The 22,796-nt window shown below is 31.3% G+C and carries 29 protein-coding genes; 22 read left to right on the top strand and 7 right to left on the bottom strand.

Going from position 1 to position 22,796, the window contains the following annotated elements; translation table 11 throughout:
• A partial coding sequence (locus A4F88_RS21835) for a DUF7507 domain-containing protein (RefSeq protein WP_245179192.1) occupies positions 1–480 on the top strand: 480 nt, incomplete at its 5' end.
• Positions 481–725: 245 nt separating this feature from the next.
• Here A4F88_RS21835 and A4F88_RS25855 read toward each other — a convergent pair.
• Both A4F88_RS25855 and A4F88_RS21830 read right to left on the bottom strand, forming a co-directional pair.
• Positions 726–854 (bottom strand): hypothetical protein, encoded by a 129-nt coding sequence (locus tag A4F88_RS25855; protein WP_262494460.1) that lies wholly within the window; start codon positions 852–854, stop codon positions 726–728.
• A 76-nt stretch (positions 855–930) separates the two neighbouring features.
• Positions 931–2,490, bottom strand: a complete 1,560-nt coding sequence (locus tag A4F88_RS21830) for a vitamin K epoxide reductase family protein (RefSeq protein WP_068844882.1) — start codon at positions 2,488–2,490, stop codon at positions 931–933.
• Between the two features lie 414 nt (positions 2,491–2,904).
• On the opposite strand from A4F88_RS21830, the gene A4F88_RS25535 reads away from it, so the two are divergent.
• From A4F88_RS25535 to A4F88_RS25525, 3 genes are all read left to right on the top strand, one after another.
• Positions 2,905–3,036, top strand: a complete 132-nt coding sequence (locus A4F88_RS25535; RefSeq protein WP_143155097.1) for an rSAM-modified peptide — start codon at positions 2,905–2,907, stop codon at positions 3,034–3,036.
• A gap of 160 nt (positions 3,037–3,196) precedes the next feature.
• On the top strand, positions 3,197–3,364 hold the full coding sequence (locus A4F88_RS25530) for a hypothetical protein (RefSeq protein WP_156062675.1): 168 nt from the start codon (positions 3,197–3,199) through the stop codon (positions 3,362–3,364).
• Between the two features lie 19 nt (positions 3,365–3,383).
• Positions 3,384–3,509 carry an rSAM-modified peptide gene (locus tag A4F88_RS25525; protein WP_143155096.1) on the top strand — a complete coding sequence of 42 codons (126 nt, stop codon included), beginning with the start codon at positions 3,384–3,386 and terminating at the stop codon, positions 3,507–3,509.
• Between the two features lie 32 nt (positions 3,510–3,541).
• Here the strand turns inward: A4F88_RS25525 and A4F88_RS21825 are convergent, their stop codons facing one another.
• Positions 3,542–5,287: a helix-turn-helix domain-containing protein gene (locus A4F88_RS21825; RefSeq protein ID WP_068844881.1), complete on the bottom strand. Its 1,746-nt coding sequence runs from the start codon at positions 5,285–5,287 to the stop codon at positions 3,542–3,544.
• Between the two features lie 167 nt (positions 5,288–5,454).
• Between A4F88_RS21825 and A4F88_RS21820 the strand changes: the two genes are divergently transcribed.
• From A4F88_RS21820 to A4F88_RS21795, 6 genes are all read left to right on the top strand, one after another.
• Positions 5,455–6,636: an acyl-CoA dehydrogenase family protein gene (locus tag A4F88_RS21820; protein WP_068844880.1), complete on the top strand. Its 1,182-nt coding sequence runs from the start codon at positions 5,455–5,457 to the stop codon at positions 6,634–6,636.
• 84 nt (positions 6,637–6,720) lie between these two features.
• Positions 6,721–7,503 carry a DUF3050 domain-containing protein gene (locus tag A4F88_RS21815; protein ID WP_068844879.1) on the top strand — a complete coding sequence of 261 codons (783 nt, stop codon included), beginning with the start codon at positions 6,721–6,723 and terminating at the stop codon, positions 7,501–7,503.
• Positions 7,504–7,569: 66 nt separating this feature from the next.
• On the top strand, positions 7,570–8,319 hold the full coding sequence (locus A4F88_RS21810; protein ID WP_068844878.1) for an SGNH/GDSL hydrolase family protein: 750 nt from the start codon (positions 7,570–7,572) through the stop codon (positions 8,317–8,319).
• A gap of 166 nt (positions 8,320–8,485) precedes the next feature.
• Positions 8,486–9,307: an AraC family transcriptional regulator gene (locus tag A4F88_RS21805; RefSeq protein WP_068844877.1), complete on the top strand. Its 822-nt coding sequence runs from the start codon at positions 8,486–8,488 to the stop codon at positions 9,305–9,307.
• A gap of 69 nt (positions 9,308–9,376) precedes the next feature.
• On the top strand, positions 9,377–10,336 hold the full coding sequence (locus A4F88_RS21800; RefSeq protein ID WP_068844876.1) for a nitrilase family protein: 960 nt from the start codon (positions 9,377–9,379) through the stop codon (positions 10,334–10,336).
• A 78-nt stretch (positions 10,337–10,414) separates the two neighbouring features.
• Positions 10,415–10,921: a GNAT family N-acetyltransferase gene (locus A4F88_RS21795; RefSeq protein ID WP_068844875.1), complete on the top strand. Its 507-nt coding sequence runs from the start codon at positions 10,415–10,417 to the stop codon at positions 10,919–10,921.
• Positions 10,922–10,990: 69 nt separating this feature from the next.
• On the opposite strand, the gene A4F88_RS21790 is transcribed toward A4F88_RS21795, so the two are convergent.
• The gene (locus A4F88_RS21790) at positions 10,991–12,484 is read right to left on the bottom strand and encodes a serine hydrolase (RefSeq protein ID WP_082815829.1); all 1,494 of its coding nucleotides are present in this window, start codon (positions 12,482–12,484) and stop codon (positions 10,991–10,993) included.
• Between the two features lie 325 nt (positions 12,485–12,809).
• On the opposite strand from A4F88_RS21790, the gene A4F88_RS21785 reads away from it, so the two are divergent.
• Positions 12,810–13,970, top strand: a complete 1,161-nt coding sequence (locus A4F88_RS21785; protein ID WP_082815828.1) for a sensor histidine kinase — start codon at positions 12,810–12,812, stop codon at positions 13,968–13,970.
• A 930-nt stretch (positions 13,971–14,900) separates the two neighbouring features.
• Here A4F88_RS21785 and A4F88_RS25690 read toward each other — a convergent pair.
• The 3 genes from A4F88_RS25690 to A4F88_RS25515 form a co-directional block, all read right to left on the bottom strand.
• Positions 14,901–15,287 carry a hypothetical protein gene (locus A4F88_RS25690; RefSeq protein ID WP_068844874.1) on the bottom strand — a complete coding sequence of 129 codons (387 nt, stop codon included), beginning with the start codon at positions 15,285–15,287 and terminating at the stop codon, positions 14,901–14,903.
• A 265-nt stretch (positions 15,288–15,552) separates the two neighbouring features.
• The gene (locus tag A4F88_RS25520; RefSeq protein ID WP_156062674.1) at positions 15,553–15,696 is read right to left on the bottom strand and encodes a hypothetical protein; all 144 of its coding nucleotides are present in this window, start codon (positions 15,694–15,696) and stop codon (positions 15,553–15,555) included.
• A 116-nt stretch (positions 15,697–15,812) separates the two neighbouring features.
• Positions 15,813–15,986 carry a hypothetical protein gene (locus tag A4F88_RS25515; RefSeq protein WP_162268807.1) on the bottom strand — a complete coding sequence of 58 codons (174 nt, stop codon included), beginning with the start codon at positions 15,984–15,986 and terminating at the stop codon, positions 15,813–15,815.
• 312 nt (positions 15,987–16,298) lie between these two features.
• Here A4F88_RS25515 and A4F88_RS21775 point away from each other — a divergent pair, with 312 nt between their 5' ends.
• From A4F88_RS21775 to A4F88_RS21725, 11 genes are all read left to right on the top strand, one after another.
• A complete protein-coding gene (locus A4F88_RS21775; protein ID WP_068844873.1) occupies positions 16,299–16,553 on the top strand; it encodes a hypothetical protein in 255 nt (84 codons plus the stop codon).
• Positions 16,553–16,747: a hypothetical protein gene (locus A4F88_RS21770; protein ID WP_068844872.1), complete on the top strand. Its 195-nt coding sequence runs from the start codon at positions 16,553–16,555 to the stop codon at positions 16,745–16,747. The genes A4F88_RS21775 and A4F88_RS21770 overlap by 1 nt, the downstream gene beginning before the upstream one ends.
• Before the next feature lie 12 nt (positions 16,748–16,759).
• Positions 16,760–19,603, top strand: a complete 2,844-nt coding sequence (locus A4F88_RS21765) for a primase-helicase family protein (RefSeq protein ID WP_068844871.1) — start codon at positions 16,760–16,762, stop codon at positions 19,601–19,603.
• Between the two features lie 11 nt (positions 19,604–19,614).
• Complete coding sequence (locus tag A4F88_RS21760) at positions 19,615–19,869, top strand: hypothetical protein (protein WP_068844870.1); 255 nt, start codon at positions 19,615–19,617, stop codon at positions 19,867–19,869.
• A 14-nt stretch (positions 19,870–19,883) separates the two neighbouring features.
• On the top strand, positions 19,884–20,123 hold the full coding sequence (locus A4F88_RS21755; protein WP_068844869.1) for a hypothetical protein: 240 nt from the start codon (positions 19,884–19,886) through the stop codon (positions 20,121–20,123).
• A gap of 97 nt (positions 20,124–20,220) precedes the next feature.
• A complete protein-coding gene (locus tag A4F88_RS21750; RefSeq protein ID WP_068844868.1) occupies positions 20,221–20,499 on the top strand; it encodes a hypothetical protein in 279 nt (92 codons plus the stop codon).
• A 66-nt stretch (positions 20,500–20,565) separates the two neighbouring features.
• Positions 20,566–20,865 carry a hypothetical protein gene (locus A4F88_RS21745; RefSeq protein WP_068844867.1) on the top strand — a complete coding sequence of 100 codons (300 nt, stop codon included), beginning with the start codon at positions 20,566–20,568 and terminating at the stop codon, positions 20,863–20,865.
• A gap of 4 nt (positions 20,866–20,869) precedes the next feature.
• Complete coding sequence (locus A4F88_RS21740) at positions 20,870–21,115, top strand: hypothetical protein (protein WP_068844866.1); 246 nt, start codon at positions 20,870–20,872, stop codon at positions 21,113–21,115.
• Between the two features lie 45 nt (positions 21,116–21,160).
• A complete protein-coding gene (locus A4F88_RS21735) occupies positions 21,161–21,448 on the top strand; it encodes a hypothetical protein (RefSeq protein ID WP_068844865.1) in 288 nt (95 codons plus the stop codon).
• 5 nt (positions 21,449–21,453) lie between these two features.
• Positions 21,454–21,735: a hypothetical protein gene (locus tag A4F88_RS21730; protein ID WP_068844864.1), complete on the top strand. Its 282-nt coding sequence runs from the start codon at positions 21,454–21,456 to the stop codon at positions 21,733–21,735.
• 333 nt (positions 21,736–22,068) lie between these two features.
• Positions 22,069–22,794 (top strand): transglutaminase-like domain-containing protein, encoded by a 726-nt coding sequence (locus tag A4F88_RS21725; protein WP_068844863.1) that lies wholly within the window; start codon positions 22,069–22,071, stop codon positions 22,792–22,794.
• The last annotated feature ends 2 nt before the right edge of the window (positions 22,795–22,796 follow it).

Raw genomic sequence — 22,796 nt, 5'->3', positions numbered from 1 at the left:
AAAACCAATGTAGGAGATCAGGTAAAATACACCTTTGTCGTTAAAAACACAGGTAATACAACCTTGACCAACATCACTGTAACCGATAACAATGCAGTAGTAAGCGGAGGGCCATTGGCAAGTTTAGCTGTTGGAGCTTCAGACAGCACAACATTTACAGCAATCCACACCGTAACCCAGGCAGATATCGATGCCGGTATGGTATATAATTTAGCCACTGCTACAGGAAAAGATCCAAAAGGAGATGATGTGACCAATACCTCGACAGACCCGCTGCCATGCACCAGCTGTCCGGTAGATCCTACATGTCCGGATTGTACCATTACACCACTTACACCAAACTCAGGTATTTCAATTACCAAACACGGAGCATTTGCAGAGAGTAAAAAAAACGTGCGAAGCCTTGATTTTATTGAAGTGCCTCTCTGCAATCCTGTGTCAAATTTGTGTCAAAAACAATACAAAATGGGCGTTTTTTAGAATATAAGTATTTGATATTTAATTTGTTGTGATTTTAAGATTGAGGAATTAAAATCCCTTCTTTTATTGTTTTTTGCTCACTTTTACTTATATGCTGAGCGTTTTCCAGATTCAAAATTTTCTTTAACATAATATCATTTTTTTATATCCTTTTCATTTTGAAGAACTACTAATTCCTTAAATCTGTATTTTTTAATCAACAGAGAAGTTTAATCTCTTCTCTGTTTCTTTAGAACATTACATCTTTAGCATTTGTAGTATCCTATGTGATAATCATAACATATACCTGGTGGATAATTTCCTCCCTGAATGTTTTTTTGTTCTTTTTCTGTTAGTTTTTGAGTTCCCTCTGCTTTTAAAAATTTTTCTAACATGGTTTTTTTGGTTTTGTTTTTTGGTAAATACTTCAATCATTTTAAGACACTTGAAGCTTATGTCTATTATTAACTTTTATGCTATTTTTTCAAGAACTGTTTCTTTTTCCTCAATAAAATCGTTTAGAAAATATTTCAGTTCACTTAATTCATATTCATTTGGAAATATTTTTTCATTTACAATTTTTACTGGTGTATAATTGAAATCATTTTTAGAACACCATTCATATTGTTTATTTATTTCCTGTTTAATCATCATACTAACATTCTCTACATGCCATTTTTTCAACCATTTTTTCAGGCTCATTTTTTTAATATGCCAGTCTGAAATCGCTTCTACAGTTTTCCCCGGAGTCGATCTGTTTATGGTTAAAAGTCTTTCGACTACTGTTTTATATGGATTATCTACATTTTCAGGATTAATATTGAACAAAACATTTAAATAAATCTTATCCGGATATCTCAATACAAGATCAAATGATTCCTGAAATGTTTTATGGCAATGCTCACAACTTGGACTTATTATTACTGAAAGTTTAACAACTGCATTTCTGTTTCCAAAATTCAAACCTCTTAAATCTTCAAGTCCTTTTGTACTAGGTACTTTTTTAGATAAAAAATTTAATAACGAATAATTACGTTTAAATTTTATTGTTTCTTTAAGAGCACTTTCTGTAGCCAGAATGTTTTTTATAATTCCTTTTAACACATACCAAATTGGAGTTAAAAGAGCAACAGCTAATAAAAATGGAAAAACAGTTTCGAAGCTAAAAGTCAGCGTAAAAAGATCTGAAGCAAACCATATCGCACTTTGGACAAAAATCAAAGCTGAAACTATTAAACACATTACACACCATTTTTGAATCTCAAATTTTTGAATCCAAATTGAGGATACAATAATAGGAATAGCTAATAAGCTTAAAAAACCAACAAATATTGCCGAATTTAAAGGCTGAACCAAAATAGCAACCAAACTTGCACTAAAAAAAATCAGTGGTAAATCAGGTACACTAATCCATTTGTTTTCAACAATCTGACTATCATTGATAACAGAACTACATGAAGAATTTGAACTAAGGTTACAAATCCTTGAAATGATACTATTTTTAAAACCCAATTTTTCCTGCACTATAAAAATGCTTACTACAAGTCCTAAAATTGTAGTCATTAAAAAAACAAGACTAAATAAGTTATATGTATTATAAAAAAATGATAATCCAACTAATAATAAAAGAGGCAAACCATATTTTAACCAGCTGAATTCTATTTTCAAATTTTCTCTGGCAACTACATTATTTGGTTCTATGGCAACCACTACTCCATTCCAGTCTAAAAGGAACTTTTCATATGACATTTTTAAACTTCCTTTTTTTATAGTATTGATACGAACAAAATTTTTTGCTTTCTCTACTAATATGAGTTCCTCTTTAAAGTAGGCTAAAAAATTTGATGGTAAATCAACTATCTGTTCTTTCGAAACTCTTACCGCAGCATTCTCGACAGACAATAAATCAAGAGAATCTGTTATTGCAAATAAACTTGGATAATTTGGATGAGAAAGAAACAAATCCTTAAACTCATTTTTAATCTCCGAGTATCTATTTATTTGTAGAAATTTTTGGACAAGTTTTAACATGTTTTTGGATCTTTAAAATCATAATTACACTGCAAATATTGTAGTTTTTATTGGAAAAAAAGTGCTCATGGTACACATTTTATTAATTATACTACATACAATTTATAAATTATATCAGTCTGAATACAACAATTAATCAATTGTAAATCAATAAATTATATTAATTATTTTTCACACAAAAGCTTCAAAACCCTAATCTCGATTAAGGGTTTTGGTTTTTGTCTAGTTTTGATAAGTCAATAACACTAATGCAAAAAAACATGGCAAATCAAATATTAAAACCGGAAGATTTTCAAATGAAAAATCATTAAAAAAAAGAACAAAATCTGTTCTCTGAGAAGGCAACTTTTTCAATCAAAATGATAGAAATCGAATAGATATAAAAGAATATAATAAGCATTAAATACTATAGAAATGGAAAATAAAAAATTAAGATTCGAAGATTTTAGGGTAGAAAAACTATCAAAAAAAGAACAAACAACGGTTCGTGGAGGTGGAGACGATTCTACTGATCCAACAATTAAAACTGGAAAAGGATCTGGCTAGTGACTGATAAGTAGTAAAACCTGAAACCAAATTTTGAAGATTTTCATGAAAATAATCTAAAATTTCCAGAAAAAAATCCAACAATATAATCTTCAACAATAAAAAAATCTGGAAATTTTAAAGAAAAGGCTTAGACATAATTATAATTATTATAGAAGAAATGGGAAATAAAAAAATAAATTTCATAGATTTTGAAACTGAAAAGTTATCTAAAGATCAACAGAAAGCAGTTTATGGAGGGGATGTAACAATAGATGTAACACTGCCGTTAGGGACTGTGCAAACATCAATAGACCCAACTATTGGAGTAGGAAAAGGAAGTAATTAAGTTATTAAAATTTAAAAACATGAAAGATTCTAAATTAAAATTTGAAGATTTTAAGTCCGAAAAATTATCTAAAAATCAACAAAAGACTGTTCGTGGAGGTGATGACACTGACCCAACATCACAAACAGGAAAGGGAGCAAACTAATTTCTGCTACAAAAATTAGAAGACTTTAAGGTTTAAATATTATTCGCAAACTGAGCCGGAGATACTCCGGTTCTTTTGCGAAATGATTTAGCAAATGAAACCGCATTTTTAAAACCAACACTTTCCGCAATAGCCTGAGTCGAGTATTTTCGATACATATGATTGGTAATCATCTCGTTAATAACATAATTAATTTTAAGTTCGTTCGAGTATTCTCCAAAAGATTTACCAAATCGTTTGTTTACTACATAAGAGAGATAAGTAGTATTCGTTTTTATTTTTTTAGCAGCATAAGACAAAGTAAAATCGGCATTCAGATATTCATGTTTGCTTTCTAAGGCCAGTAATTTTTCTACTATTTTATTTTCTTTTGCCTCATCAATACTTAAATTAACATTTTCTTTTTTAAGCTGAGCCTCTTCTGGCTCTGAAAAGACCGCTACTGGAATTTCAGGCTGATTTTTCTTCTCTAGATTGGCTTTAAATTCTTCAATCAAAGCATTCATCTTTTTATGTGCCTTATTTTTATCCCTTACATTTTTAATCAGGAAAAAAACAACAGTAATAAATAATAGTACATAGAAAATCTTCAGTCCTCTGTTTAAAAATACATCATATTTGTATTTTTCCTGAATGGTAACCATTTCCTCAGTCAAATCTCCTACTCCAAGCTTATAATTTACTTCTAAAACCTGATCATTTAATTTAGCCTCCGTTTTTTCATAATTATCCAAATAAATTTTTGAATGTTTATAAGCTAAATCAGGCTCTTTAAGAATATTGTAAATTTTAGCCTGATAATAATTTGATTTTAAATAATCTACTTCATTTGTTTTTGTTATAGCGCCAATTGAATCCGATTTTTTAAAAAACACCAATGCCTTATCGTATTTTTTTGTTGTAAAGTATATATCACCTAAATTGTAATTTGCAGAACATAACATATCCGGCATATTGTTTTGATGCGCCAGATATATAATATCATAATACGTTTTTTCGGCATTTTTATAATCTTTTTTCCAACTATAAATGTTCCCTAAACTTAACTTGGCTACAATTTTATTATCTGTAAAATTTTGAGAATAACTGATCGTCCTTTTATAAAAATATTCAGATGAATCGAGCAATGTTTTTTGATCCAAATTTTTTACATAATAATTTTCATATGCACCCGCTAAACTCAGGTTAATATTACTTTTATTATTTAAAAATTGTTCCTTAGTATAAACACTTTCATTTTTATCAACAAAATCATTGAGTTGCCTTAAATTCTTGATCGATAAACGATAATTACCAACTGCATTATTTATCGAAGCGATATTATTTTTAAACTTTACAATTTGAATGATATCTCCAATTTCTACCGAAAGTTTTATACCCTGTTGATAATTTTCTAAAGCTGCACTAAAATTTCCTCTTTTCCATTCTGCCAATCCACCATAATTATATAAATACGATTTTAGTTGTATTTTATCCCGTGAATCCGGCATTTTATCTAAATACTGAAATGCCAGTTTATATTTTTGTTTAGACAGGACTGAATTTCCTTGCAGCTGAAATAAATATGATAATGCTCCGTTTGAAAAAACCAAATGTTTATAATTACTAGATTCTGCCATTTTATTGGCATACACAATAGCACTATCAACATTTACATTAATATTTAATCGGATTTTATCTTGTAGTACTAAATATTCCCGTTCTGTTAAAGCACCTTTTTGTTGAGAAAATGCAGTATTCAGAACAAAAAAGAGTAAAAAAGAGATGATCAGCCTCATTTAATTTATTTTTTGAATCTCAAAAATAGCTTATAAATTTTCAATAAACTAAAATTAATTTCTTTTTTATACTATTTTTCTTTATTTGCACCTGCTTAAATATAACAATTTATCATTGTTTTGTTATATTTATATTATGTAAATTTGTTTTTCTAAAACTATCGAAAATGAAACCAGATTTATTTCAAGCCCCGGATTATTATAACCTTGACGATTTACTGACAGATGAACACAAATTAGTTCGCGAGTCGGCTCGTGCTTGGGTAAAAAGAGAAGTTTCTCCAATTATTGAAGAATTTGCTCAAAAAGCAGAATTTCCAAAACAAATTATAAAAGGTTTAGGAGAAATTGGAGGTTTCGGACCTTACATTCCTGTTGAATACGGAGGTGCTGGTTTAGACCAAATATCTTACGGATTAATTATGCAGGAAATTGAACGTGGTGATTCTGGTGTAAGATCTACTTCGTCAGTTCAGTCTTCATTAGTAATGTATCCTATATGGAAATATGGAAACGAAGAACAACGTATGAAATATTTACCAAAACTGGCAACAGGAGAATTCATGGGCTGTTTTGGTTTAACAGAACCTGATCATGGCTCTGATCCCGGAAGTATGATTACCAATTTTAAAGATATGGGTGATCATTATCTTTTAAACGGTGCCAAAATGTGGATTTCGAATGCGCCTTTTGCTGATATTGCTGTTGTTTGGGCAAAAAATGAAGAAGGCAGAATTCACGGTTTAATTGTAGAACGCGGTATGGAAGGTTTTACAACTCCTGAGACTCATAATAAATGGTCTCTTCGCGCATCATCAACAGGAGAACTGATTTTTGATAATGTAAAAGTTCCTAAAGAAAACCTATTGCCAAATAAATCAGGTTTAGGAGCTCCGCTTGGTTGTCTGGATTCTGCAAGATACGGCATTGCCTGGGGAGCAATTGGAGCAGCCATGGACTGTTATGATACCGCTTTACGCTATGCGAAAGAAAGAATTCAGTTTGGAAAACCAATTGGAGGAACACAATTACAACAGAAAAAATTGGCCGAAATGATAACCGAAATCACAAAAGCTCAATTATTAACCTGGCGTTTAGGTGTTTTAAGAAACGAAGGAAAAGCTACTACAGCACAAATTTCGATGGCAAAACGTAATAATGTAGACATGGCAATTCATATAGCCCGCGAAGCAAGACAAATGTTGGGCGGAATGGGAATTACCGGCGAATACTCCATCATGCGACATATGATGAATCTTGAAAGTGTTATTACTTATGAAGGAACTCATGACATTCATTTATTGATTACGGGAATGGATGTAACTGGGATTCCAGCTTTTAAATCATAAACAACTATTAAAATATATACAAAATCAATACAAAAAGCTTCTTCTAACCGAGAAGCTTTTTATCTTTGCACAAAATTTACAAAAATGAATATTGAAACTATAAACAATAGCATTCAACCTCAAAAAGATCAACTTTTACAACATTCTTTATACAGTAAAATTCAAAACATCAACGATTTACATAGTTTTTTAGAAAGTCATGTTTTTGCCGTTTGGGATTTTATGTCATTATTAAAAGCTTTACAAGCTAAACTTACCTGTACAACAACTCCTTGGTTTGCTACAAAAAATCCTGAAACAAGATATTTAATCAATGAAATTGTTCTTGCCGAAGAAACTGATTTGACTCTTGACGGAAGAAGACAAAGCCATTACGAAATGTATCTTGAAGCAATGGAAGATTGTGGTGCTGATACTACAGGAATTAATACCTTTTTATCGCAGGTAAATTCACTTCATAACATTTTTGTTGCTATAAAACAAAGCGCGTTACATCCTGATGTAAAAGCTTTCCTGGATTTTACTTTTAGAGTTATCGAGCAAGGAAAACCACACGAAATTGCTGCTGCTTTTACTTTTGGAAGAGAAGATCTGATTCCGAGTATGTTTACAGAAATCCTTAAAAACTTTCAAAAAAACCTGCCGGATACTGATTTAAGCAAATTGCTTTATTATTTCGAGAGACATATAGAACTTGATGCAGATGAGCACGGACCAATGGCTATGCAAATGATCACTGATTTATGTGAAGATGATGCTCAGAAATGGAAAGAAGTCGAAGAAATTTCGATTCTGGCATTAGAAAAACGAATCGGACTCTGGAATGCTATTGAAGAAGAGATTATAATGAAAACCGAAATGGTGTAAAACCAAAACAAGTTATACAACGTAACTATTTGTTTAGAATGAACCGAAACTTAATTTTTACAAATTATGAAACCGCATTTCAAACAAATAGTTATCGTTATCCTGTCTATATTCCTTTTAAGCTGTAGTTCTGAAGAAACCGCTTCAGAATCTCCTGTTACCCCTCCAACAACACAAATTTCTAATACACCAATTCCGGCCACAATAAATTATTTGGCGTTAGGAGATAGTTATACAATAGGCCAAAGTGTTTGTGAAACCTGTCGCTATCCTGAACAATTAAAATCAGGTTTAAAGGCGATTTATCCTGAAACTAATTTTTCGTTAAAAGTAATTGCCACAACAGGCTGGACAACTTCAAACTTAATTTCGGCAATAAACACTCAAAATCCGGATTCTAATTACGATTTGGTTACACTTTTAATTGGCGTAAACAATCAATACCAGCATATGGATTTTTCAGTCTATGAAAAAGAGTTTCCACAAGTATTAAAAAAGGCAATAGCATTGGCAAAAGGTGACGCAAAAAATGTATTGGTACTTTCTATTCCTGATTATGCTTATACCCCATTTGCATCAAATTACGGTGATAACTATCGAACAAACACTTCAAATGAAATAAACAAGTACAACAATTTTGCTGAAAGTATTTGCATAAGCAACGGTGTATCTTTTATTTCGATTACAGATATTACACGTCAAGGCCTTAACAATCCCAGTTTAGTGGCTTCAGATGGTTTACATCCATCGCAACTCGCTTACAAAATGTTTGTTGATCGTATTCTATCTAAAGTAAAAATGATTTTGCAGGATTAATTGTTTTTAAGAAACAGAAATCCGTTTTCAAAACATCTTTAGTACTGCTATGATATTTTCGTTCTTTCAGAAAAAATATGCTTAATTTTGCTAAACTTGATTCTTCAAGATTCAACAATAAAAATCTGATCAAGTAACACGTTATGTATGTAACATCTGTTAGAATATGCAAATTTCACCACCAAAAGAATTATCACCCTACATAAAACACTATTTATTCTTAGATAGTACAGAAACTGCTATTCAAAAATTTCGCCTGTTTTCTGATGGTAATACTGGTGTTGTGTTTTCTGTAAAAAGCAAGCTGATATCTGATATTGATGATCTTGAAGTAAAAAAATATCTGCCTGCTTCTTTTATATATGGGCAATTAAATGGTTTTAAAAACCTTTATTCTGATAATGAAATAACCTTGATCATTGTCGTTTTTAAGCCCAACGGAATACATCAATTGTTAGGAATTCCTGCTCATGAATTTCGCGATTCCATTATCCCGATTGAAGATATATTGGGACAAAAAGCTGCTGTTCTTCAGGAAAAATTATCAGAACAAGATAATAGGGCAAGAACAGAACTTTTAAACCATTTTTTTAAAAATCTAATCGTTACAAAACCTGCTTCAAATCAATTATTAATAAATCATTCTTTAGAATTTATTGTAGCCAGTAAAGGTCATTTTTCTCTAAAACAACTAACCGACTATACGGGTTATACCGAAAGACATTTAGAACGAAAATTTAAAGAATGCATCGGATTAAATCCGAAGAAATTTGGAAACGTTATAAGACTCCATCATTTCTTAAAATTACTAAAAGACAAATCTGATGATACCAATCTAACTACAATTTGTTATGATGCAGGATTTTCAGACCAGTCACATCTGATCAAAGAATTTAGGAAACATACCGGAATATCACCAAGAGAATACTTATATAGTACTGGAAAATTAACCAACAATCTTATCAAAACACTTCCCGGCACATTTTAAAATGTCGGTTTTATACAATTTATAGATTTTTGTGAACGCTAATTTTGACTCCAATTAAAAGCGTACAAAATGAAAAATCTAAAAATAGCCACCGCTCAGTTCGAAAATAAAAGCGGTGATAAAAATTACAATCTATCTGTAATTGAAAAACTTTCGCAAAAAGCATCCAGTGAAGGCTGCGATGTAATTTCATTTCATGAATGTTCTGTAACTGGATATACTTTTGCCAGACATTTATCGAAAGAACAAATGTTAGATTTAGCAGAAATTATTCCGGATGGAGAAAGCATTCTAAAACTTACAGAAATTGCCAAAAACAATGATATTATAATATTGGCAGGTCTTTTTGAAAAAGATGAAAACGATAATTTATTCAAAGCCTATGTTTGTGTCGACAAAAATGGTTTAATCGCAAAATACCGAAAACTGCATCCGTTTATAAATCCGTATTTAACCGCTGGAGATCGCTATTGTATTTTTGATATTAAAGGCTGGAAATGCGGAATTTTAATTTGCTACGACAACAATATTATCGAAAATGTTCGTGCTACAAAACTTCTGGGTGCCGATATTATTTTTATGCCACACGTCACGATGTGTACTCCTTCTACCCGACCTGGTGCCGGTTTTGTGGCTCCTGAACTTTGGAGGAACCGCGAAACAGATCCAACCTCTTTACGATTAGAATTTGACGGAATGAAAGGTCGTGACTGGTTAATGAAATGGTTGCCGGCCAGAGCTTATGATAACGCTATTTATGCCGTTTTTTCAAATCCAATTGGTATGGATGATGATCAGTTAAAAAATGGCTGTTCGATGATTGTGGATCCGTTTGGAGATATAATTGCCGAATGCCGTTCTTTTGATGATGCTTACACAACCGCTGTAATTACTCCTGAAAAGTGTATTCAGGCAGGAGGAAACCGTTATATAAAAGCAAGAAGACCAGAATTGTATAAAGATATTATTGGTCAAAATCACAAATCAGAACAAAATGTAGTATGGCTTAACTCTGATGATAAAAGTTAAAACTAAATTTTTCATCCTTTTTAAACAGATGAAAAATTACCTTTGAAGGATTCATTAATCTACAGAATACCCTAAATAATGGAATTTTTTAATACTACAACTCAGGATATCGATGCTGTTTTCGATATCTATAATGATGCTACATCTTATCAAAAAACAGTCAATAATAAAAGCTGGAGAGGATTTGAAAGAGCGTTAATAGAAAAAGAAATTGCCGAAAATCGTCATTTTATCATCAAAGAAGAAAATGAAATTGCCTGTACATTTGTACTCACATTTAATGATTTAATTATCTGGAAAGAAGCTAGCGCAGATCCTGCCGTTTATTTGCATCGTATTGCAACCAATCCAAAATTCAGAGGACAATCATACGTGAAAAAAATCATTGAATGGGTTAAAAAATATGCCAAAGAAAACAACAAAGAATACATTCGACTTGACACACATAGCGGAAACGAAAGAATAAATAAATACTACACAAGTTGTGGTTTCGATTACAAAGGAATCAGCACTATCGAATGGACAAACGAATTACCGGAACATTATAAAGAAGGTTCTTTTAGTTTGTTTGAGATTAAGCTTTAGATTTAATCTTAAACAAAAACAAACCCCTTGCAGATACATTTCTACAAGGGGTTTCTTTTGAAGAACATTTTATAAACTTGCCAGTTTCTTTACTTGTTCCTGTGCATTTAAATTCTTTGGATTTAATTCAAATGCCCGTTTGTAATTTTTAATTGCCTCTTTTTTGTTTCCTAAACCTGCCAATGTTTCAGCATAACTATCATATGTGTTTCCGCTTTTTGGATATAGATCTACATTAAGTTTGAAGATTTTTAATGCTTCGTTTGATTTTCCTTCTGATAATAATTTATATCCGAAATCATTTAATTCATTTTCATCAAGATAAAAACCAGAATCATTCTTTTTTAAATTTTCAGCAACCTTTAATGGATTGCTGTACTTTGAAGCAATTAATTCTTTTCTTAATTTTTTTACTGAAGGTGATAATCCAAAACCATTTGCTTCTTTCATATCTGGAATATAATAACCTGCGATTTCATCTATAAACCATTCCGGATTTGCACCTTGAAGATTGGTTAGAACAACGATAGAAAGATCATCTTTTGGGTACACAAAAAATGCAGATCTCATGCCTCCAATTGGACCAACTGCAGGATGTTCTTCTCTGGTTACTGTTGGCCAGCCCAATGCATATCCGTTTACCAATTTATTAAATCCGCCTACACGTCCGTTGTTTCGAAGTGCTGGTTGCCAAAGTACATCTAAACTTGATTTTTGCTTTAATAATTTCCCGTTTTCTAAGGCAATAATCCATTGCGCAATTTCGCCAGATGTAGAGATTATTCCTGTACAGGTTCTAAAAAACTCCGGAAATTTGGCGTAGCTGCTTCTTATTTCATTAGTTGTAACCCATCTCCCGTTAACAATATCCTGAGTAGTATAAGCACCCGCTGAATGCGGAATAATATCATTCGAGTCTCCAAAACGGGTTTGTTTCATCCCAACTGCTTTAAACTGGCGTTCTTCAATAAATTTAGTAAAATGCATTCCACTTAGTTTATTAATAATCCTTCCAATAATAACATATCCTGTTTGATTGTAACGAAAACGATCTCCGGTATTAAACAACTCCATTGGCTGTGTTTTAACCATTTCCCATGAACCATTTTCTGTATCTGCCAGTAAATTTTCTTTTTCATCGATAATGTTCGGGAGTCCGGAGATATTAGCAAACAATTGTTTAATTCTCAGGCTTTTCCAGGTAACCGGTATATCATCTAAATATTTAGAAATAGGATCATTGATATTGAGTTTTCCTTCTTCCTGAAGTTGCATTACAGCAACACCAACAAATGCTTTTGTACAAGAATTAATAGAAAACATACTCTCCTCTGTTACGCTAACTGCATTTTCGATATTGGCAATGCCGTAACTTTCTCTTTTTATAATCTTTCCGTTCTGAACAACAGCAAGCTGAAGACCTGGAATATGAAGTTTTTTCATTTTATCTTTTAGAAAAACATCAATACTATCCGTATGTTGTTGATTTTGAGAATTAGCAGTAAGCGTAATTAAAATCGTTAAAAAGGAAACTAACAGGGATTTAGAAAATTTGATTTTCATGATGGTGATTGATTTAAAATTTGATTGATGATTGATTCCCTCTTATATCTTTTCTACTAGTGGCCATTTTTGTAAATCCGATAATTCAGGTATTTAAGATCAAGACGATCGTTTCATTAAAATGCTACATGGTTTTGAAAATTTCTTTTCTAAAAGGCAACTCTTATCAAAATCTTTAATCAAAATAGAAAGAAAAAACCTATGAGTTAAAATTGTGTATTTTGTGCGATTCCGCTATTTTTTTTATTATAAATCAAGTTATTATATTTAAAACAAAGCCATTCAGTTCAGTTCGTCTATATTTGAATAAATCTGCGAGAAAAGCATGAATAAAAAAAAAGATACCCCACCTGATGCTAGTATTTCTTCAGAACGAAATAAAGCAAATCACAACGATGAGCTACTTCTTGTTAATAAAAGACTGGCTCAACAGATAGAAGAGCGTAAAAAACGTGCTGCCGAATTAATTATTGTCAATGCTGAACTGGCTTTTCAAAATCAGGAAAAAGAAAAACGGGCGGCTGAACTCGTTATTGCAAATGCAGAATTAGCCTATCAGAACCAAGAAAAAGAAAAGCGCGCTGCTGAACTTGTCATAGCAAATACGGAGCTTGCCTACCAAAACAAAGAAAAAGAAAACCGCGCAGCAGAACTTGATATTGCAAACAAAGAACTCATCTTTCAAAATAAAGAAAAAGAAAAACGAGCAGCAGAACTTGTTATTGCCAATATAGAGCTTACTTTTCAGAATCAGGAAAAAGAAAAACGTGGAGCCGAATTAATTCTCGCCAACAAAGAGCTTGAGGCCTTTACCTACATATCAAGTCATCATCTTCAGGAACCTTTACGAAAAATACAGGTTTTTGCAAACAGAATCGTCACTGATGAATATCAAAATTTAACTGAAAAAGGAAAATTTTATTTTGATCGTATCGAAGTTTCTGCTTCACACATGCAGGCACTTATCAACGATTTATTGACTTATTCCCGTACAAATGGAACCGAAAAGAAGTTTGAAAACATCAATCTTAATGACATTATAAATAAAGTACTCAAAAATTTAAACGAAGAAATAACGGCAAAAAAAGCAATTATTGAAATATTCGGAAACTGTAAAGCACATGTAATACCGTCACAGTTTGACCAATTAATATGCAATCTAATAAGCAATTCTCTTAAATTCTCAATACCTGAAAAAGCTCCTCACATCACTATTGAAAGCGCGTATACTAACTCAAAAACTACAATAACATCACCAGCTAATTACTGTCATATTATAATTCGCGATAACGGTATTGGGTTTGACTCTCAGTTTGAAACACGGGTTTTTGAAATGTTTCAGCAACTCAACAATAAATCTGATTATAAAGGAACAGGAATTGGATTAGCTATTGCCAAAAAAATTGTTGAAAACCACAATGGTATGATTACAGCAACAGGAAAACTACATCACGGAGCCAAATTTGATATTTACATTCCGATATAGTACAATAAAAAAAGCCTTTTGTGAAATCACAAAAGGCTTTTGCAGAGAGGAAGGGATTTTAATTCCTCAATCTTAAAATCACAACAAATTAAATATCAAATACTTATATTCTAAAAAACGCCCATTTTGTATTGTTTTTGACACAAATTTGACACAGGATTGCAGAGAGGCACTTCAATAAAATCAAGGCTTCGCACGTTTTTTTTACTCTCTGCAAATCAAAAAAACATACAAAAACAGCCACTTTTTCGCTCCAAATACAATAGCGAAGCGGTTGGTATAAAAACTCGTTTTAAATAAACTGGCTACTCGATTATGATGTATTTGCGACAGCAAATAAGGAATAAGCGGATAGCCAGTTTATTTAAAACACCTTATTCAACTCTCTCGGACGGTAATTATTCAACTCTCCTCGGAGTAAATCGCTAATGTAATTTTACCCCTTACACCCCGATCCCATCAAAAGACAAATGAGTGGATTTAAGCACCAAAATCACAATAGCGAAGCGATTGTATAAAAACTCGTTTTGAATAAACTAGCTACCCGTTTATGATGTATTTGCGACAGCAAATAAGGAATAAGCGGGTAGCTAGTTTATTCAAAACACCTTATTCAATTTCTTTTCTCATAAGTCCCTAGATTTATATTCCCCCTTACACCCCCTGTTTATTTTATCTAAAAATTTGGAAACTTTGGAAACTTAAGCGAAAAAGCCCGTTTTTACTGACTTCATCTTATTTTTATTTGTTTCCTTTTAGTTTCCTTTTATTTATTGGTTTCCTAATATTTGGAAACTTGATATAAAAAAGATAAAAAAATAAGCCAAAACCTAAATTTTGGCTTACTTGAAATCTCCCTTAATTTCGTTCTTGGTCAAATTATTAACCCAGTTTTTTAAATTTCGCTATACTTAATTACTACATAGCCATTTAGCTAATAGTTTTAATACGTTTTTTTTCGTCTTCACAATCCTGTAATTTTCGTTCGACAAATTCTATCTTTTCTTTATAAAACTTTATCCGATCTTCCAACTCTTTTATCTTATCAATAGCATTTCCATCGAGAGATATTGGGTCAATATTCCGATCTATTAGCATCTCGCCAACCCCTTCATTAATCCAAACTTTGTTTATATTTTCATTAGTATTAACTATTGTATTTAAGAACTTATCTGATAATGGAACTTTTTCATTCATTATTTGGGAAAATGAAGACTTAGTATATCCTAATTTTTTTGCTAAATCAGCATCATTATCAGCATAATCCATAAAGATCAACCATTTACAAATTTTCTTAACCCTCTGTATTTTAGTCATTTAAAAGCGATATTATAAATAATATAAAAAAAGTTCATATTTAATCACGAATAATCGAAACTAAGTTTATATATTTGTTCTTGAAAGCGGATAGAAACCCGCTTAAAAACAGATCAAAAAACAACCTGCAAGTTACAAATTATTGGAATACAATATTCCATTAATATGTAATTCAAAACGAGTGCCAAACTTTAAGAATATTGGCTTTGTTCTTAGAAATATTGAAACCCTTAAAAAAAGGGAATTTAACCTCCCTTAAATTTCGCTAAGCAATGCGTTTTGTGCTTAAACAAGTGTAAACCAAAATTCCGAGAGCAAAAGCAACAAAAAGTTGTTCTGCATTTTTCTGATTTACTACAAGTTTTAATACCGCATCGCCTTTGGAAATTGAAATTTCTAAAGGTTTCATTTTCATAGCACATTAAAGGATGTGTTCTTAATGTAAATGTATTGTGGTTTCTTTTTATTGTTCATAGAAATACTGAAACCCTTAAAAAGAGGGAGTTTAACCTCCCTCAAATTTCGCTAAGCAATGCGTTTTGTACTTAAACAAGCATAAGCGAGTACCCCAATTGCAATACTTAATAATAAAGAGTTAGGTTCGTTAAACTTGAAATTCACAACAGCATTGCCTTTCCAAACGGTCATTTGGATTGGTTCGTTTTTCATATAATAAATGATTAAGTACGCAAGCTTCATTGCAGCGTTTAGCGAATATTAAGGGTTTCTTTTTCAAAAAGTAGATTTTTTCTGTAACCGGTCGTTTCTGCAGAAAGAAGCGCATGCAAAAAAAATCTACAATTTATTTTTAAAAACATTCAATTATGGTAACTGAGAAAAAAAAGCAAAATAGAAGATACCGACTGCACCGGAAAATCAAAGAATTGTACCGCTATCAATCCAGTTCTAAAATAATTTATGTTCCATCCACGGATGATCTTACAAATAAAGATTTACGCGAATTATACGAAAATCACAACTATTCAATCCAATTTGAAATACCATCATAAAATGATAAGCTGTAATCAAAAAGAGATAATAATTGAAATCCTTGGAAAACAATATTCTCCCAAAATAATTCCTCATTTATCTAATAAGGGTATATATAACTCGGATGGGCATATATATTCTACGAGTTCGATTCAAAAAATTGTATCAGGAAAACAACCAAACGATATTGTCGAAATGGAAATTGCAAAACTTGTTGCAAAGGTTAAAAAGCAAAAACAGAAGGCACAAGAAACTAAAAACAAACTTTTGAAATAATGTCAATATTTACTCAAATTCAACTGAAAACCTACATCAAAAGAATTGAATTGCAAAAATACAATTTACCACTTGCGACTGTTTTTAATGAAAAACAGAAGGAAGAAATTGATGCAATTTATGATCAATTACTATTGATTTATAACGACGCAAATTCGACCTACATAGAAGTTTTAGAACCTACTTACTTATAATTTCCATTATAAATGACTAACCAACCGTACAACCTACAATTACTCTGGGATGCTTCCAATTATGGACTTACTTACTTTCACGAGGTTTACCCTGACAGTGTTGGTAAAGAAAATAAAAGCAAGCATTTTAAAACTCATAACGAAGAGACTGCTAGCACTACTCTATCCAATAAAAAAGGAAAGGGTACTGAAAACACAGGTATATACGTTGTATATAATCACTCTACAAAAGAAACACTTAACGCAATAGATCATGTAAAAAAAGAATTTAATTACACATTTTTAGAGGCTTGCGAATATTTGTTTCAAAAATATGGTTTATCGAAAGCTAAGACTCAATTTTTCAAACCAGAAACTAAATTCGAACCTACAAAAAAGCCCCTAGATTTCTATAAAGTTGATTATTCAAAAAAAAATGAAAATTATCAGTTTTTCGCACCGTTTCTAACACCTGAAATCTGCAAAGAATATGATTTCTATGGTGTGAATAGCTATTGTAAAGTTACTAAAACAGGTAAACTAAAAACAGTTATTGCAAACGAGAATTACCCAATTTTCGCGTACAAACAAAAGGATTTTTGCAAAATGTATGAGCCCAAAGCCCCAAAAGGTGATGAGTTTTTATACAAGCATCATTTTTTAGGTAACAAACCTGCTCGTGTTGTTTACGGATGGGACCGGCTTTTTAATATGGTTGATTTTGATGAAATTGAAAGACTTGCAGAATCAAAAAAATATGCAAAAAATGAATACGATAAGAACAAAATTAAAGAACAAATTGAGGAGTTAAAACTTGAAAGTGTAATTATTGCAACTGGTGGAAGTGACGGTTTAAATTTAGCCTCATTAGGTTACAATGTGATTTGGTTCAACTCAGAAGCGGAAATAATAAATTCGGATGAATATTTTAAACTTTCCAAAATTGTAAAAACAATCTACTATGTTCCTGATTTAGACGAAACAGGAATAAAACAGGCGGTTGCAATGGGAATGCAGTTTATAAACATTAAAATCCTTTGGTTACCTGAATATTTGAAAAAGGAAAACAAAAAAGATTTGAGAGACTGGGTTTGCAAACATAAAACTGATTCATTGACCAAAGTCGAAAACAAGTTTAAACAACTTTTATCGCAAGCCTTAAATTTTCAATTTTGGGATTACGGGAACAAAACCGTAAAGCTAAATCCTAAAAAATTACTTCACTTTTTAAAACACAAAAATTTTAGATTATACAAACAACCCTTTGCAAATGCTGATACTGGAAAAGAAGAGGACGGTTATTTTATTCAAATTCAAAACAATTTAATTTCAAAAACTTTCCCAAGTGATGTAAAGCGTTGCGTTACTCAATGGCTTGATGATAATTATCATCATATTAATATCTATAATATGATCTTAAGAAGTCCTTTTTTTAATCAAAATTCGCTTAAATCATTACCTTATTTTGAGTATCAAAAAAACAATTGTGGTATCGATTTTCAGTACTATTTTTTCAATAATAAAGCTGTAAAAATAACTAAAGACAAAATTGATTTAGTTGACTATTCTAAAAATTTAGAGGTTAATATTTGGGAAGAAGAAAAAATCAATCATTTTTTAGAAGTCTCGAATCCATTCTTTGAAACCTATTTCGATGAAATGGAACGTAAAAGAATTAAGATTTTAGACAATTCAAGTAATTACTTAAAAGTACTAATTAATACCTCCCGCATCTTTTGGGAAAAAGATGCAGACTTAACCGGAATTGATACCAATATTTTCAAAATAAACAGTGAAAAACTGGACGATAACGAAAACTATTTACAAGAACTTCATTTGCTTAACAAAATGTATTGTGTCGGCTATTTATTGCACCAATACAAAAGTGCAAGTAAAGCTTATATGGTTTTAGGTGTGGATTATGCAGGTGGTTCTTCCGTAAAAGGAAGTTATGGAGGTACTGGAAAATCATTCCTGCAAAAATCTCTTTTTACAATGTTAGAATCAATTGCAATTGGTGGTAAAACTTTGAAAGATGATAATTTCCCGATGGATGGTGTAACACCAAAAAAGAAGTTTGTGCTGTTTGATGATTTATTACCATATCAGCCTATGGAATATTTCTATAATATGATTACAGATAACTTTATTGCCAATCAAAAAGGGGGTGTAAAATACAACATCCCTTTTGATGATTCTGCAAAAGTAGGCGCAACCACAAACTTTGCACCCGAAATGTTATCATCAACAAAACGCAGGTTATTAGTATATTATAATAGCGATTATTATCACGAAAAAACGGAAGAAAATAAATACCCTTTCTCTCGAAAAATATCTGACGATTTTAATGACAAAAACATTTTAACAAAAGAATATTCTTCTAAAGAATGGAATTTGGATTACAATTTTATGCTTCAATGTATACAGTTCTATTTGCAACAAAAGGAAAAAATCGAGGCTCCAATGGATACCCTAATCAATAAAAATGCAATGATGCAAATTGGCGATAATACTGTTAAGTTTTTCAATGAATTTTTCTCAGATACATCAAACTTAAATGACTGGATAGAAAAAGCCCCAATGTTCTCATACCACAAAGATGAACTCGGAAACAAATCCAGTAGTTCACAAAAGTTTAGTGAAAATCTTGTTTTGTATTGCAAAGCTAAACAATGGAGAATCGAATTAAAGAAGAAGAAAAACTTTGCGGGCAATTCAGTTCCACACTTTTTTATAAGCACTACGAACGAGATTAAAATTGAGGAAGTAGAGCAAGAAATAAAACCTATCGAAAAACAATCTGAAATCAATTTCAATAATACTCAAAATTCTAAAACAGAAAAAACAACAGTACGCCCAGACGATTTACCATTTTAAAAACCAAGATTATGGCAAAGTATGTATTTATGAAATTAAGAGAAGCAAAAAAAGAAGATTTTGCAGACCAATGGGGACGCAAAAGAATTGGTGTAATTTATTTTCAACAGTCAATTACTGGCGCTGTCTGTACTCAACCGTTTTATTTTACAGAAGACACAAATCTTGAATCATTTAAAGAATTATATACCGCAAATCAAATTTTTGTACCGATGGGAATTTTTGATGAAATCGAAGTAATAGAAGAAAAAGAAAACCTAACATAATAAAAGTTGCAACTATGAAAACATCAAGATTACGCAGGTTATCTATTTGCATAACCGATTTAGAAAACATACCGCCTGAAAAAATCACAATTGCAGGAAATGGTAAAAAATATACGAGTTTAACCACTTGGGATTATGAAGGCGAACATACAAACGATCATGATTTTAGCGTGTCGGTCACAAGATCACCACAAGAAAAACAAGACGGCATTCCGGTTATGTATATCGGAGCCGGTCTAATAATTGGATATTAAAACATAAACTAACCTTTAAAAAAAAGTAGACTTTTTTACGAACCAGGAAAAGCTGCAGCTGCGGATCTATTCAAAAAAAGTCTACAAATTCAAAAACATGATAAAGAAAAGTACTTACATCCGAAGTTTTACAACAAACCAACAAAAGCAACTTGAAAAGGTTGGAAAAGAGCAGAATTTTAAAACTACACCTGAAATATTATTTTTTGCACTTGATAAATATTTTGAGCAAAAAAAAGAAATAGAAAAATTAAACGGAATCATAAGTGTTAAGAAAGAAGAAATTTTTCAACTGAATTTAAAAATAGATTTTTTTAAATCGGCTTCAAAAAGAATACATGAATTAAGTGATTTTCTGAAAAAGGAAAAAAAATAAAAACATCAATCATCAATCAAAAAACGAGTAGTAAAGCAAATTGAATAACCGGTAAAACCAAAATTTATGAATTTAAAAACTTTACATTATATAAGAAAAAAAGCAGAGTTACAAGACTTATTTAGAAGTCAATATTCAGAAGGTTATATACGAAAAGAGATTAATAAAATATTAAATGAGACTCGTAAAAATTCAACTCCGGGATCAAGGCTTTTTGCAAAAATGATTTCAACTCAAGAGTTAATTATTTTTATCTATAGAAATGGGAAACCTGACGGACATATTCTCTCAGATGAATTAAAAAGCCTTCTTCAAGAGTATAGAGAAGAACAATTAAAAACAAAACAATTGCAAAATCAACTTTAGTATCATGGCAAAGAAATCAGATAATCCGACAAATGCGCATATAAATCGAAACTTCATTATTCGGGTTTTAGAGAATCCAAAGGAAAATGATGTTAAAAATACAAAATTGACCTCTGCAAACAAGCTTTCAAAGTACTTAAACGACGAACAAATGAAAATAAAGCTATTTAAGAAGATAATAGATGGCGGTAAAGACAAATATACTTTCCTTATAAGAAGTAGGCTTAAAATCGATTTTCAGTCAAAATAACTTTTAAGGCTTAAAATAATAATTTAAGCACAACATTATTTTATTATGAAAATAAAAGAGATAGTGGTAAACGCTACATTAGAAACAACTATAGGAACGGTAAATAATGAAGACTTAATAAATTTAATTCTTTCACTAAAAGGTAAAGATTCCATCAGAGGTTCTAGACTTCAAGTTGAATTTAAGAAAGGTTATCATTGGGCATTTAAAGTGTTAGATTGCTTAGAACGTAATTCGATAATTTCTGCTCCGGATAAATATGGCGATAGAAAAATATTAGTAGATGATGCTTTTTTTGATTATGATTTTTTAATAATTCCGGTTTTAAACTAACTATTATGAGAACATTTCACATCAGGGTAAATGCTAAAATAAAACGCAAAAGATGGAACGATACAGACGAACCATTTTTTATCGAAATTGATTGGGATGCTGAATTAGAAATTGATGGGATTGAATCGCTTGGGAAATTGCTTGATTTGAATTATAAAAAAGAACTCAAATTCATAAACATTCCTAGTTTTATAATTAGCCACATTGAATATGATGATTTAGATTACGATTCAATAAATGACGAAATTATAAAAATAGAAACTAGAGTGATTCGTGAGATCGTGTAATTTATTGTAAATAAAAAAACCTTGGCTAAATTTAGATTATATTTATATTAGCATTGTAAAAAATAACACATTTCCAATCATCAATCTGTTTAGATTAAAAAACATGACCACTTACCCACTTCTCCAAAGAAGTGGGTATTTTTTTGTAACAAAATTATTGTTTTGAAAAAAGCTTTGCAATGAAATTGCAATTTCGTTGCAAAACCTTTGTGAAGATGCCTAATTATTGATTATCAGGCTTTACCTTCTCAATCTATCATCACCTCATAATAAAATTCTAATATTTGTAATCGAAAAGCCTAACAACCTAACACAAGAACGAAAATGAGATAAATGGATATTGATAACTTGTTACAAAGGAACATCTTAGGCGGTCAGGAGTATGAGCCGTTGTTTCCAGAGGTTAGCTGTGATAAGACTAACCTCGGCAACGGTAATACTTTTGATACTGTCAGAATGATAAAACAAATGGTTATAAAATATAACCATCAGACAAAGGAAGTTGCAAAGCTGTTGCAACAAAGTTCATTGAAAGAAACGTGTGATCGGATTTATTGGTTTCTGTACAATCATATTCAGTATAAAGCTGACGCAGTGGAGCAAATGCTTAGAAGTCCTGCCTGTACGTTCAAAATGCGCGCACAGGGTGTTGACTGTAAGACCTATTCTATTTTTGCAAGTTCACTGCTTGTTAATATGGGTATTCGGCATTATATAAGGCAAATCAAGCAACCGAGTTTTCGACCTGATCTCTATACTCATGTATATGTTATTGTACCGCTGAATCAGGAATCAGGTGATATCAAGCAAGGCTATTTCATTATAGACGGAACAACCAGTACTAATCGAGAACCCATTCACATTATGGCACATGACACAGAGGTAAATTTACCCCATTTTGGGCTGAATGCTCCCAAAACAAACCGCAAAGGCATTGCAAAGAAATCATCAATCGTTGCAAAGAAATCAAAAACCATTGCAAAGAAAAATTCGAATCTTCCGGTTTATTTAGGAATTGGGGCATTATTAGGAGTTTTATTTTTAAAGAAATCTAATTAAAC

It is taken from the genome of Flavobacterium chilense (assembly GCF_001602525.1).
Lineage (GTDB): Bacteria > Bacteroidota > Bacteroidia > Flavobacteriales > Flavobacteriaceae > Flavobacterium > Flavobacterium chilense.
Note: the sequence above shows the minus strand (reverse complement) of the source record. Positions and strands in the feature narration are given on the sequence as shown.

What these genes read in the sequence shown, in the direction of transcription:
- A4F88_RS21750 (WP_068844868.1), top strand. Translation starts at nt 20,221, where the DNA reads ATGATAAAGAAAAGTACTTACATCCGAAGTTTTACAACAAACCAACAA.
- A4F88_RS21820 (WP_068844880.1), top strand. Translation starts at nt 5,455, where the DNA reads ATGAAACCAGATTTATTTCAAGCCCCGGATTATTATAACCTTGACGAT.
- A4F88_RS21815 (WP_068844879.1), top strand. Translation starts at nt 6,721, where the DNA reads ATGAATATTGAAACTATAAACAATAGCATTCAACCTCAAAAAGATCAA.
- A4F88_RS25535 (WP_143155097.1), top strand. Translation starts at nt 2,905, where the DNA reads ATGGAAAATAAAAAATTAAGATTCGAAGATTTTAGGGTAGAAAAACTA.
- A4F88_RS21790 (WP_082815829.1), bottom strand. Translation starts at nt 12,484, where the DNA reads ATGAAAATCAAATTTTCTAAATCCCTGTTAGTTTCCTTTTTAACGATT.
- A4F88_RS21775 (WP_068844873.1), top strand. Translation starts at nt 16,299, where the DNA reads ATGATAAGCTGTAATCAAAAAGAGATAATAATTGAAATCCTTGGAAAA.
- A4F88_RS25515 (WP_162268807.1), bottom strand. Translation starts at nt 15,986, where the DNA reads ATGAAGCTTGCGTACTTAATCATTTATTATATGAAAAACGAACCAATC.
- A4F88_RS21805 (WP_068844877.1), top strand. Translation starts at nt 8,486, where the DNA reads ATGCAAATTTCACCACCAAAAGAATTATCACCCTACATAAAACACTAT.
- A4F88_RS21785 (WP_082815828.1), top strand. Translation starts at nt 12,810, where the DNA reads ATGAATAAAAAAAAAGATACCCCACCTGATGCTAGTATTTCTTCAGAA.
- A4F88_RS21740 (WP_068844866.1), top strand. Translation starts at nt 20,870, where the DNA reads ATGGCAAAGAAATCAGATAATCCGACAAATGCGCATATAAATCGAAAC.
- A4F88_RS21810 (WP_068844878.1), top strand. Translation starts at nt 7,570, where the DNA reads ATGAAACCGCATTTCAAACAAATAGTTATCGTTATCCTGTCTATATTC.
- A4F88_RS25690 (WP_068844874.1), bottom strand. Translation starts at nt 15,287, where the DNA reads ATGACTAAAATACAGAGGGTTAAGAAAATTTGTAAATGGTTGATCTTT.
- A4F88_RS21800 (WP_068844876.1), top strand. Translation starts at nt 9,377, where the DNA reads ATGAAAAATCTAAAAATAGCCACCGCTCAGTTCGAAAATAAAAGCGGT.
- A4F88_RS21760 (WP_068844870.1), top strand. Translation starts at nt 19,615, where the DNA reads ATGGCAAAGTATGTATTTATGAAATTAAGAGAAGCAAAAAAAGAAGAT.
- A4F88_RS21770 (WP_068844872.1), top strand. Translation starts at nt 16,553, where the DNA reads ATGTCAATATTTACTCAAATTCAACTGAAAACCTACATCAAAAGAATT.
- A4F88_RS21745 (WP_068844867.1), top strand. Translation starts at nt 20,566, where the DNA reads ATGAATTTAAAAACTTTACATTATATAAGAAAAAAAGCAGAGTTACAA.
- A4F88_RS21825 (WP_068844881.1), bottom strand. Translation starts at nt 5,287, where the DNA reads ATGAGGCTGATCATCTCTTTTTTACTCTTTTTTGTTCTGAATACTGCA.
- A4F88_RS21755 (WP_068844869.1), top strand. Translation starts at nt 19,884, where the DNA reads ATGAAAACATCAAGATTACGCAGGTTATCTATTTGCATAACCGATTTA.
- A4F88_RS21725 (WP_068844863.1), top strand. Translation starts at nt 22,069, where the DNA reads ATGGATATTGATAACTTGTTACAAAGGAACATCTTAGGCGGTCAGGAG.
- A4F88_RS21730 (WP_068844864.1), top strand. Translation starts at nt 21,454, where the DNA reads ATGAGAACATTTCACATCAGGGTAAATGCTAAAATAAAACGCAAAAGA.
- A4F88_RS21830 (WP_068844882.1), bottom strand. Translation starts at nt 2,490, where the DNA reads ATGTTAAAACTTGTCCAAAAATTTCTACAAATAAATAGATACTCGGAG.
- A4F88_RS21765 (WP_068844871.1), top strand. Translation starts at nt 16,760, where the DNA reads ATGACTAACCAACCGTACAACCTACAATTACTCTGGGATGCTTCCAAT.
- A4F88_RS25520 (WP_156062674.1), bottom strand. Translation starts at nt 15,696, where the DNA reads ATGAAACCTTTAGAAATTTCAATTTCCAAAGGCGATGCGGTATTAAAA.
- A4F88_RS25530 (WP_156062675.1), top strand. Translation starts at nt 3,197, where the DNA reads ATGGGAAATAAAAAAATAAATTTCATAGATTTTGAAACTGAAAAGTTA.
- A4F88_RS25855 (WP_262494460.1), bottom strand. Translation starts at nt 854, where the DNA reads ATGTTAGAAAAATTTTTAAAAGCAGAGGGAACTCAAAAACTAACAGAA.
- A4F88_RS25525 (WP_143155096.1), top strand. Translation starts at nt 3,384, where the DNA reads ATGAAAGATTCTAAATTAAAATTTGAAGATTTTAAGTCCGAAAAATTA.
- A4F88_RS21795 (WP_068844875.1), top strand. Translation starts at nt 10,415, where the DNA reads ATGGAATTTTTTAATACTACAACTCAGGATATCGATGCTGTTTTCGAT.
- A4F88_RS21735 (WP_068844865.1), top strand. Translation starts at nt 21,161, where the DNA reads ATGAAAATAAAAGAGATAGTGGTAAACGCTACATTAGAAACAACTATA.